Source organism: Roseivirga sp. (assembly GCF_049099775.1).
GTDB lineage: Bacteria > Bacteroidota > Bacteroidia > Cytophagales > Cyclobacteriaceae > Roseivirga.
This window is the reverse complement of record NZ_JAGDZM010000011.1, coordinates 1-11,654: the sequence shown is the minus strand read 5'-3', so window position 1 is coordinate 11,654 and position 11,654 is coordinate 1. Positions and strand designations below refer to the sequence as shown.

Genomic DNA, 11,654 nt, shown 5'->3' with positions numbered 1-11,654 from the left:
TATAAGCTGAACCTGAACCATTTTCAGTATAACTTACTGCTAAAGGTGAAGTAAAGACGGGAGCAGTGTCATCCAAATCAGTAACACTGATTGTCAAAATTTGACTGACTACATTAACACCGTCGGTAACTTTGACTTCAAGCACATAGTCATTTTTGCTATCTGCATCCATTGGATTTTCAAAGTCAGGAGATGCCTTAAAGCTAATTAAACCAATACTTTCATTGATTGAGAAATGAGATTCATCACGGTCCGTACCTAAGCTATACGCAATACTCGTATTAGCATCCTGATCTTGAGCCCATACTCCAAAAGCAAAACCGGTACTATTCTCAGGAAAACTACTCGATGAAGGAGAAGTAAACACAGGCGCTTCATTCACATTTTTAACCGTTATGGCAACATCAATATTATCTGTATTACCAGCCTTATCAGTTGCAACAACACTAATCATATATATATTATCAGTACCTACATCAGTTGGGGTTTCGTAATCAGGAGCATTTTTAAAACTTATTTCATTATTACTAAGGTTGAAAAGTCCCTCATCATTACCAGTACCCAAACTATAGGTGATTGAATTAGCATCTGTAGCGATTGGTATATAGGCAATAGTTGTTTCATTTTCTATGAAGCTAACACCAGTCAATGATGTTAATACTGGATCAGTAACATCCACTACAGTAACATCAAAGGTTTGGGCTGCATCATCTGGTACTCCATCACTTGCCACTAAGACAACTCCATAAGGTCCTGAAATCTGGCCGGTTGCGTCTCCTGTCAAAAACATCTGTGGCGCAGCTATTTTTCTAATAGAATGGTTTCCTTTATCAGCCACATATACATTGCCTGAGGCATCTACAGCAACGCCGCTTGGTTGATTGAATTGAGCAGAGGTACCATCACTAGCACCTGAAGAACCTGACCCGGCAAGCGTAGTAACCATACCAAATGGGTCAATCTTTCTAATGATATGATTGCTATTGTCAGCTATAAATAAATTTCCACTGGCATCTATAGCGATACCATTTGGAAAATTAAAACTAGCGGATGTTCCGACACCATCTTGAGCACCAGTACTGCCCGATCCGGCAAAAGTTGTTACTGCTTGTGACGGATCGATTTTTCTGATGGTATTGCCTCCATCAGAAACATATAAATTGCCAATGGCGTCTACTGCAATACCAAATGGACCTGAAAAGCCTGCCGAAGTACCTGTACCATTGGCTGTTCCCCAACCGCCCGTACCAGCATAAGTAGTTACATTTCCCGCTACATCAATTTTTCTAACGCTGTAGTTATTGACATCGGCTACATATACATTTCCAGCGGCATCTATTGCTAATGCCTCTGGTGAATTGAAACTGGCTTCCGTACCCGAACCATTTGCTGAACCTCCAGTTCCTGAGCCCGCAAGCGTGGATACATTTCCTGATGCATCTATTTTCCGGATGTTATTGCCAGTACGTTCGGCTACATAGATATTTCCAGCAACATCTATCGCAACATCTTGAGGTCCGTTAAAGCTAGCCTCTGTTCCGCTTCCATTTATAGAGCTGGCACTTCCAGAACCGGCAAATGTGGTCACTTCTCCAGATAAAGCTATTTTTCTAATAGTATTGTTGTCAAAGTCCGCAACATAGAGGTTACCGACTGCATCTACGACTACTCCACCTGGTCTATTAAAACTAGCTGAGGAACCATAACCATTGTCCGATCCGCTAGTGGTAGAACCAGCTAGTGTGCTCACTTCGGCATTTCCTTCCAAGAGGTTAAGCCATTCGGGTATTTTTGTTGCTGATACAGATACGATATTTCCATCTCCATCAAATGTTGAAATAGGGTAAAAATACGTAGCGTTATCATTTACGGTTATTATTGGCTGGGAGTTAAAAACAGGGTTTATGTCGTTTTCATTAGTGACTGTAATGGTAACCGTTTGAACACTTGTACGATTAGCAATATCTCTGGCAATTAAACGGATACTATAGGTATTATCATTACCCATATCAGTTGGGTTTTCAAAGTCCGGAGCAGACATAAAAGTGACAATTCCTGTTGAACCATTAATATTGAATTTGGCTCCATCTTCACCTGCGTCTATACTATAAGTTACCAAGTTGGCATCTGTAGCTAAAGCAGTATAGGCAGCTCCAGTACCGTTTTCTGCAAAGTCTGTAGTTGTTGAGGAAACAAAGAGAGGTGAGTAAAGGTCGTTAACAGTTATTGTAAAGCTTTGAATATCCTCTCCTCCATTGCCATCTGTGGCATTAAGTGTGACACTTTGCGAAGATGATTGTCCTTTTGGATCGCCTACCAGCAGTTGCTGTCCTTGTATTTTGCGTATGCTATGATTATCTCTATCAGCCACATAAAGGTTACCTGCGATATCTATCGCAACACCCGTTGGCCGGTCAAACCTGGTAGATAAACCTGTACCATCAACAAACCCGTTTGTTCCATTACCTGCCAAAGTACTCACCACACCTTCTGGACTTACTTTTCGGATACTTTCATTCCAAAAATCGGCTACATATAAATTACCTTCTGCATCAATAGTCAAACCTCGTGGGCCATCAAATTCAGCGTTCGTGCCAGTACCATCAATTAGATCTGAGCTACCACTACCTGCCAAGGTACTGACTACACCTTCAGGCGTGATTTTACGAATATTATCGTTACTCCTATCGGCTACAAAAATATTGCCAGCAGCATCTATGGCTAAGCCATGAGGATTGTCAAATTCAGCGCTAGTACCTGTGCCGTCAACTGTACCAGAGCTAGCATTACCAGCAATTGTACTTACCACACCATCAGGAGTAATTTTTCTGATTTTTCTCGTTTCCGAGATATACAAATTCCCAAAAGCATCAATGGCAATTCCACTTGGACTATTGAATTGAGCTAATGTACCTGTACCATCGGTTGAAGCTCTAATGCCATTACCAGCGAAAGTAGTCACCTCTCCTGAAGGGGTTATCTTTCTGATTTTATGATCACTATTATCAACCACATAAATATTACCATCATCATCCAGGGTTATCCCTTCCAAATCTTTGAATTGTGCCTCGGTCCCGGTTCCATCAGCAAAGCCATATTTCCCATTACCAGCAACTGTAGTAACTATTCCTGATGGCGCAATTTTTCTAACGCTGTAGTTGTCATTATCTGCCACATAGATATTGCCTAATACATCCACTGCAATGGCTGTCGGTTCCTCAAACTGAGCCTGAGTGCCTTTTCGGTTTATAAACCCAGCACTACCGTTACCAGCAAAAGTGGTAACAATACCAGTTGATTCTGAAGTTAAGGATAGCCAATTCGGTAACCCAGGTGCAGCAATCGTTATAAAATCTCCATCTTCGTCACTTGCAGTAATGGTGTAACTGTATGGAGTGTCTTCATCAACACTGGTCATCGGTATCGATGTGAAATTTAAAGCTTCGTTGACATTACTTACCGTAATGGTTACTTCCTGAAAGACAACATTATCTCCGTCAGTAGCATGGACTGTTATGACATGAGTACCATCAAAGTCTGAGTCTGTTGGGTTCTCAAAGTCAGGAACAGATTTAAATGTTACTTCCCCTGTTGTGGGGGCAATATCAAAAAGCAGGTTATCACTTCCAGTGCCTAAACTATAGGTTGTGACAGCGTCTGGAATTTTATTGATGGTTGTCGCGTTGTAAGCTGGTGCCGTAATATTTTCATCAAAATTGACTGTTTTCGCTGAAGAAAAAGTAAGAATGGATCCGTCCTTAACTGTAATGGTAAAGTTTTGTGTATCTGTTGAACCATTACCGTCAGTGGCACTCAGCGAAACATTATGCATACCTATCTGGCCTGCAGGGTTACCTTCCAATACTTTTTCAACTATTACTTTCCTAACTCTATTCGCATTCGATTCGGCTATATAGATATTTCCTGTTCTATTTATGACCAAACCGCTCGGCCCATCAAATTGTGCGTTTGTACCAATTCCATCCTCTGTTCCCCAGCCCGCTCTACCAGCAATCGTTTCAAGTACACCATTGACATCTGCTTTTAGAAGTGCATTATTGGAATTAAAGAATCCATCTCTTTCTATGATGAAGAGATTGTCATTTTGATCAATGGCTACATCCATCGGAGTACCTTTAAAATAGGCTTCAGTACCAGTACCACCAGAGAGGTCACCACTGAGTGATATATTTCTTTCAATTTGGGTAAAAATATCAACTCCAATGTGACTAGTTACAACTGCTTGAGGAGTAACCTTTCTGATAACAAGGTTACCAGCGTCTGCCACATATAGGTTGTCTTGACTATCAATTGCAATCCCCGAAGGAAAGTTGAATGAAGCAGTCAATCCAGTACCATCTGCGAATGTGCCATCTCCATTGCCAAAAGCATTACTTACCATACCCGAACCTGCAAATGTACTCACAACCCCTGACGGTGATATTTTTCGAATTAAATGATTGTTGCCATCTGACACAAAAAGATTATCATTTGCATCTATAGCAATACCTTTAAGAGAATTGAAAGATGCAATTGTTCCTGTACCATTTACCAAACCAGGGGACCCGCTACCTGCAAAAGTAGACACTACCCCAGCCATAGTTATTTTTCGAATGGCATGTCCGTCACTTTCTACAACATACAGATTACCTTGACTATCAAATTCCAAAGCTCCTGGTCTATTAAAAGACGCATTGGTGCCTGTACCATCTACTGTCGCAGCATTTCCGTCTCCGGCAAAAACAGATACCAATCCTTGAGGAGTTACTTTACTAATTGTGTTGTTACCCCAGTCTGACACATAAAAATTGTCTGCCGCGTCAATGGCTATTCCGTCTGGTGTATCAAATCTTGCAGCGGAGCCTACTCCTTCTACATTTCCACTCTGCCTAGGACTGCCTACAAAATTTTCCGTTTCGGCCACTCCTGTTCCAAGCGTCAACCAAGATGGAAGTGAGGTTGTAGTGATCAATGCATCATCACCATCCACATCATTGGTGGTAATCAAATATTTATACAATAAGTTATCATTGATTTGGGTATCAGGAGTTGATGTAATCTGAATAGATTCATTTACATTGGTGACTGTAATAGCCACTGTTTGACTCACTTCGTTGACTCCATCATCGGCTATCACTTCTATTAAATATGTATTATCTGTATCTCCATCGTCAGGAAATTCGAAATCAGGAATTGTTTTAAAAGTGACCACATCTGCGGCAAGGTCGAAAAGATCCTCATCCATACTGTTGCCTAAACGGTAAGTAATTGAGTGAGCATCGGTGGCTGCTATGGTATAAGCAGTGCCAAAAGTATTTTCTGCAAAAGACGCTGAAATACCGGAGCTAAAGACTGGATCAGTTAAATCGTTTATAGTAATGGTAAAACTTTGTGTGGAAGTTCTATCATCTGCATCGCTGGCGGTTAAAACCACATTTTGAGGGGACAAAATCTGGCCAGTTGGATCGCCTGTAAGCTTCAATTCACCTGCCAGTTTGCGAATACTATGATTATCCAGATCAGCTGCATATAAATTACCTAAAGCATCTACTGTAATTCCATAAACATTTATCAATTCAGCGGCCGTGCCAGTGCCATCACCAGAACCACCTCCAGCTAGAGTACTCACCACAGCATCGGAGCTAATTTTTCGAAGAAGCCCATTGTATTGATCAGCTACATATAGGTTCCCATTAACATCAAATGCAATGTCTACAGGGCCTGAAAAGGATGCAGCCGTGCCAGTACCATCCAGATGTCCACTAGTAGAAGAACCTGCGAATGTACTCACTACGCCATCAGGGGTTATTTTTCGAATTCTATGATTTCCCAGGTCGGCTACATATATGTTGCCCAATGCATCTGTGGCAAGGCCTGCCGGGTATTGAAATTGTGCTTGAGTACCTGTACCATCGGCATAGCCTAATGTACTGCCTGCTAAGTTGGTGAACACTCCTGATGGACTTAATTTTAACACTTTATTATCATCTAATACTGATATATAAAGGTTACCAGAACCATCTATGGCGATATTAGTTAGATTGCTATATTCACTTACAGCAAAGGTGGTTACCACTCCTTCAGGAGTTACTTTTCTTACCTTGTTATTATCAATAACATATAAATTACCAGCAGCATCCACCGTAATTCCTCCCAGATTGTCTTCAAACATGGCTGCAGTACCGGTGCCATCTGCCGAACCTGTGGTACCATTACCAGCCAAAGTGGAAACTGTGCCATCGGGGCTTACTTTACGAATTCTTTTCTCTTCTGCTACATAAATATAGCCTTGAGCATTTACAGCTATGCCATATGGGAATGCAAACAAGGCTGTTCCATTACCATCAGCATACCCTGACCCAGCACCTGCGAGTGTAGAAACTACATTGCTTGTTGAATATTCTAAAGACAACCAATTTGGCAAAGTTGGAGCACTTACATCTACTTTATCTCCATCAGGATCATTTGTGGAAACTACATAGGAATAAGAGGCATTATCATTTACCACAGTAACAGGCGAAGAGGTGAAGACAGGATCGTTGTCATTTATGTTTGTAACTATAATGGTCACGTCTTGATTGCTGGAGTTACCATTTTCATCAGTGGAAATCACGTTAACAACATAGGTATTATCCGTGCCTCCATCTGTAGCCATTTCATAGTCAGGTGCCAGCTTAAAGCTAATTTCATTATTAACTATGTTGAACAAAGCCTCATCATTAGCAGTACCTAAACTATAGGTTATCGTATTTGAATCTTCATCAGTGGCAGCGATAGTATAAGCAATGCCGGTTCCATTCTCAACAAAATTAACCGCGGTTGCTGAACTGAGTACAGGTGCCTCGTCATCATAGTCAGTAACGGTAATGGTAACTGTTTCAGTTATTTCGAAGACACCGTCATTGGCTTTTATCTCAATGACATATACGTTGTCCTTATTCTCATCTTTTGGATCCTCAAAATCAGGAAGCGTTTTAAAGGTCACGTACTCTCCTGAAATATTAAAAAGTGCTTCGTCATTACTAGTGCCCAGACTTGTGGTTACATCATTAGCATCATAGGTACTCACGTAATATGCCGTTCCTGTTCCATTCTCTACAAAATTAGCTGGAAGACCAGTAGTACTATTAAAGTATGGCTCAGTTACATCTACCACATTGATGGTGAAATTTTGTGTAGCAGTCCCACCCTGCCCATCATTGGCAGTGAGCGTAACAGTTTGATTTCCTGCCTCCTGATCAGAAGCATCTCCATAGAGCAAGTATTCTGGAAATTCAATTTTTCGGATTTTATTGTTGTTTCGGTCTGCAACAAACACATTGCCAGCCCCATCTACCGCGATACCAGTTGGCTTACTAAATTTAGCTTCTGATGCTGCTCCATCAACATCTGTGAGATGACCACCTATTGAGCCTGCTAAGGTACTCACCACCCCTGAGGGATTAATCTTTTCAACCCTGTTTCCATTAGGGCTCGTTACCAAGATATTACCAGCATTGTCTATAGCAACTTTGGTTGGAAAATTAAGCGAAGAAGCATTCACAGTGGTCACCACTCCAACGGAACTAATTTTACGAACGCTACCGTTATTTGAATCTGCGACAAACACATTGCCAGAGTCATCTATTGCTACTCCTGTTGGAATGCGAAATTGTGCGGCTGTTCCTGTACCATCAACAAACCCAAAGCCAGAACCTGCAAGAGTTGAGACAATCCCTGAAGGACCTATCTTACGAATTCTGTTATTTCCAGAATCTGCTACATAGACATTGCCAGCTCCATCTACCGCTAAGCCTTTTGGTTTATTAAAAGTGGCAATAGTACCTGCACCATCTCTACTCCCGCTCTCTGAATTTGTATTATACCAAATACCTGCCAAAGTCGTTACTACTCCATCCGGGCTAATCTTTCGGATATTATTAAAGAATTCATCTGCTACATACGCATTACCATTGCCATCTACTGCTATTCCCTCCGGACTTCCAAATTGAGCTTCGGTTCCGGTACCATCAGTATCGCCCAATGTGCCAGAACCTGCTAAAGTGGTTACCACTCCATCAGCGCTGATTTTTCGAATTTTAGAATTCTGAGTATCTGCAACATAGACACTACCAGAACCATCTACGGCTATCGCATATGGGAAAAAAAATTGGGCCATTGTTCCCGTACCATCAGTATCGCCCAATGTGCCAGAACCTGCGAATGTACTGACCAGCGGCTCATTGCTTAAGGTCAACCAGCTTGGTATGGTTGTAGCAGTTACTGTAACGTTATCTTCGTTGATATCAAAAGTACTGATCACATAGAGATAGCGAGCATCATCGTTAACAGTAGTTATGGGAGTAGAAGTAATAGACGGGTTTGTATTCTGTGAGTATACAACAGCCTCTGTAAGTCCTGTAATTAATAAAACCACAAAGAAGGCCATGGCCCATCTGAAAAGCTTTATAGAACTGAGAGGATTTAAAGAAAACGCTGGTAATCTAAGAGATACTTGGGTAGAGTTTATTCTTAAAGACTGTTGCATATAAAAAAGTGCCTGGTGAGCAGAGATTACTGTTACCTGACAAAATTCTAGAATTTAACTTATCCTTCCCCCACCTATAATAGGTAGGTTTTACGACGAATAAATTGAATATTTATAGTTTTCAGTCGAAAGGTATTATTCAAATTACATCTAGTCGAATTGACATTAATAAATCGCAACTATTTTTTTGGGTATATAAATAAGCTGGCAAGAACAACTGCTTTTTATAAAGGCTTCTGAATAAGAATTAAGCTTTCAAGTGAGCATGTATATACCTATTCAAAAACCGTAATTAAGAATATTCAAGTCTCAATTTACTTCATTCCAACTTTCTTCAACATCTCTGATCGATTGGTTACTTCAAGTTTGAGATAAAGATTTTTGATATGAAATTTCACGGTATTATGAGACACAAACAGTTTCTCTGTAATTTCAGATATGGTTAATCTTTCACACAGATACTTCAAAACATCTGCCTCCCTTTTTGATAGGCCCATTTCATCTGAAAACTGACCTAAAGATTGAGGCTTCTCCTTAGATTGATGCATCAAAGTAATTTCAATTGCAGCCATTACTTCCTCAGGGGTAAATGGTTTAATTAAGTAAGCTCCAGGTCTGGCTCGCTTGGCAAGCATTATAGTCTCTCTATCTGAATATGAGGTTAGAAAAAAGAACGGTATACCTTTACTTGTACACATTTCTCCCAGTATTAATCCTTCTTGATTACCTGCAATGTTTATATCTAATATGGCAAGATCAAAATCGAGAGTCTCTATTCCCTTATGAGCATCCTTAGGGTTATCTAAGATTTCAAGACAATCATGCCCCATTTCTGCCAACATTTCATTGAGTGCTTCTGCGATTATCAGTTCGTCTTCTATTATTAGTATTCTCAAGTCAAAACGGTTAGTCTAAAACGAATATAATAGGTTACTACATATACTATTATCATTTTCGATAATTGGTCGTTTTTCATCGTTTGTCAATAACAGTAATTTACACTATACTCGAAGTTTGTTCTATGAAGTTCTATTACCTCATATTAGTAATTAGTTTCACTTTACATTTCAGCCAGCTAAATGCACAAGAAATATCTGGTCCTGAAGGTATATTGGGGCAACTTAAAGCAGACCTCAACGCTAACGATCTTGAACAAAGCCAAAGATTAAAACTATATGGATCAGCTATCAAAAGGCTTACAAACCGTGGGAATTATAATGAAGCAGACTCAATCTATAAATCAGTGCCTGCATACCTGCTGCGCCAAAAAGCAGATTCATTGTATATAACTGAAATTGATAAAACAATTGCTTTCATGAATAGAGTCATGGGCCGCTATTCAATTTCTTTAGAATTGTATCTCAATATATTGGACTTCTATACACGCATTGACGACAAGGACAATATGGCACTGGGATTCGCAAATCTGGGAGAATTCCACAGAGCACGCAGAAAGTATAAACTTGCCGAAAAATACTTAGCTCAGGCGAAACAAATTATTGACCAAGGTAATGCTTCAAAAAGCACAATAGCTTATTGGTATAGCCGAAAGGCAGCCATCCAAAACGAACGAGATGAAAACGCTGACAGCACACTCTATTATGCTTTTAAGGGTTTGGAGCTTGCAACAGACGAAGAAGCTTATTACACAAAAGCTCTATTACTAAATGAAATCGGCTTCACTAGTGCGCGGGTTTCTTCGATTCCTGAAAAGAAAATAATTGACTACTATAATCAAGCAATAGCGATTGTACTCGAAAAAGAACATTATCTGGATTTTCTTTTTATGAATAACAATCTTGCCTATTACTATATGGGTAAAGAGGAATATGAGAAAGCGCTGCCTCTTTTGCGTAAGCCTGTAAAAATGGCTGAAGAAAACGGTTGGAATATGGGACTTGAATCCAACTACAGAAGGCTTTCACAGACGCTTGCAGCTTTGGGGCATATGGATGAAAGTTATGAGTTTAGAAAAAAATCTTTCGAGGCTCAATTAATCAACTTAGCCAATAAATCAGCAGTAGCTGTAGAAGACTTGAGTGCTACTTATGACAAAAATGTAGCCGAGGAAAACCTTAGAAAACAAAAATCAGCGACACTAGATGCTGAAACAAAAGCGCACGAGAGTAGAAGAGCCCTTATAGTGACTATCGTAACATCAGTCTTTTTTCTTGGATTCGCCATTTTAAGTTGGATTCTCTTTAGACGCAATGAGAAGAAAGCACATGAACTTGCTAATCAGCAGTTTATTATAAAAGAATCTAACGAACAACTACAACATGCACTTGCACAAACCAAAGTACTTTATAGAGAACTTAATCATCGGGTAAAAAACAATCTTAGTGTTCTCTCATCACTTATTTTTTTACAAGAATCCGGGGTAAATGACAGGAATCAAAAAAAGATTTATGAGACATTACGTTATCGAATCCAGTCTATCGCATTGGTACATGAAAATCTGTATGCCGACAATAATGCTTTGAATGTCAATTTTCAAGAATACTTGGGTCAGCTGATCCCGAGTATTGTAAAAATTCAAGAAACTGATAAAGCCATTGACTATCACATAAAATGTAAAGATTTGGTAGTAGGTATGGACGAAGCTGTACCACTTGCCATTATCATCAACGAATTAATCACTAATTCTCTTAAACATGCCTTTCATGAGAAAACAGATGGACAAATTACGTTAATGATGGAACTGGAAGACAATAAGCGTGTGATCTATTACAAAGACAATGGTGTGGGTCTAAATGTAGATTCGAGTCCGTCCAACTCGAAATCACTTGGAATGCGCTTGATAAAACTCTTAGCAAAACAGCTAAAAAGTACGCTGACTTACAATGGTAATAGCGAAGGCGCTTCTTTCAAAATTCAATTGAGAAATTTGGATTGAACAGCAAATCTTAGAAATACATAAAAACTAAAAAAGGGTCAGTTATAACTGACCCTTTTATTACTTAAGTAAAATTGTTAATCACTTATCTCTTAATCATCACTTTCTTCTTTAATACCCCTTGGCCTGTATCTACTGCTACTAAGTAAATACCACTACCTCTGTTTGATAGGTCTATTTCTATAACCTTGTTGCCTGATTCACTATTAAAGAACACCATACGGCCAGTAA

At 39.7% G+C, this 11,654-nt stretch carries 4 protein-coding genes; 1 reads left to right on the top strand and 3 read right to left on the bottom strand.

Going from position 1 to position 11,654, the window contains the following annotated elements; all coding sequences use genetic code 11:
* Together JXQ92_RS16625 and JXQ92_RS16620 are read right to left on the bottom strand one after the other, a co-directional pair.
* The coding region (locus JXQ92_RS16625; protein ID WP_421987769.1) for a putative Ig domain-containing protein at positions 1-8,527 on the bottom strand (8,527 nt) is incomplete at its 3' end.
* Between the two features lie 314 nt (positions 8,528-8,841).
* Entirely contained in the window at positions 8,842-9,423 is a 582-nt protein-coding gene (locus JXQ92_RS16620; protein WP_421987768.1) for a DNA-binding response regulator, read from the bottom strand.
* Positions 9,424-9,548: 125 nt separating this feature from the next.
* On the opposite strand from JXQ92_RS16620, the gene JXQ92_RS16615 reads away from it, so the two are divergent.
* Positions 9,549-11,423 (top strand): histidine kinase dimerization/phosphoacceptor domain -containing protein, encoded by a 1,875-nt coding sequence (locus tag JXQ92_RS16615; protein ID WP_421987767.1) that lies wholly within the window; start codon positions 9,549-9,551, stop codon positions 11,421-11,423.
* A gap of 85 nt (positions 11,424-11,508) precedes the next feature.
* Here the strand turns inward: JXQ92_RS16615 and JXQ92_RS16610 are convergent, their stop codons facing one another.
* The gene (locus JXQ92_RS16610) at positions 11,509-11,643 is read right to left on the bottom strand and encodes a T9SS type A sorting domain-containing protein (protein WP_421987770.1); all 135 of its coding nucleotides are present in this window, start codon (positions 11,641-11,643) and stop codon (positions 11,509-11,511) included.
* Positions 11,644-11,654 lie beyond the last annotated feature (11 nt).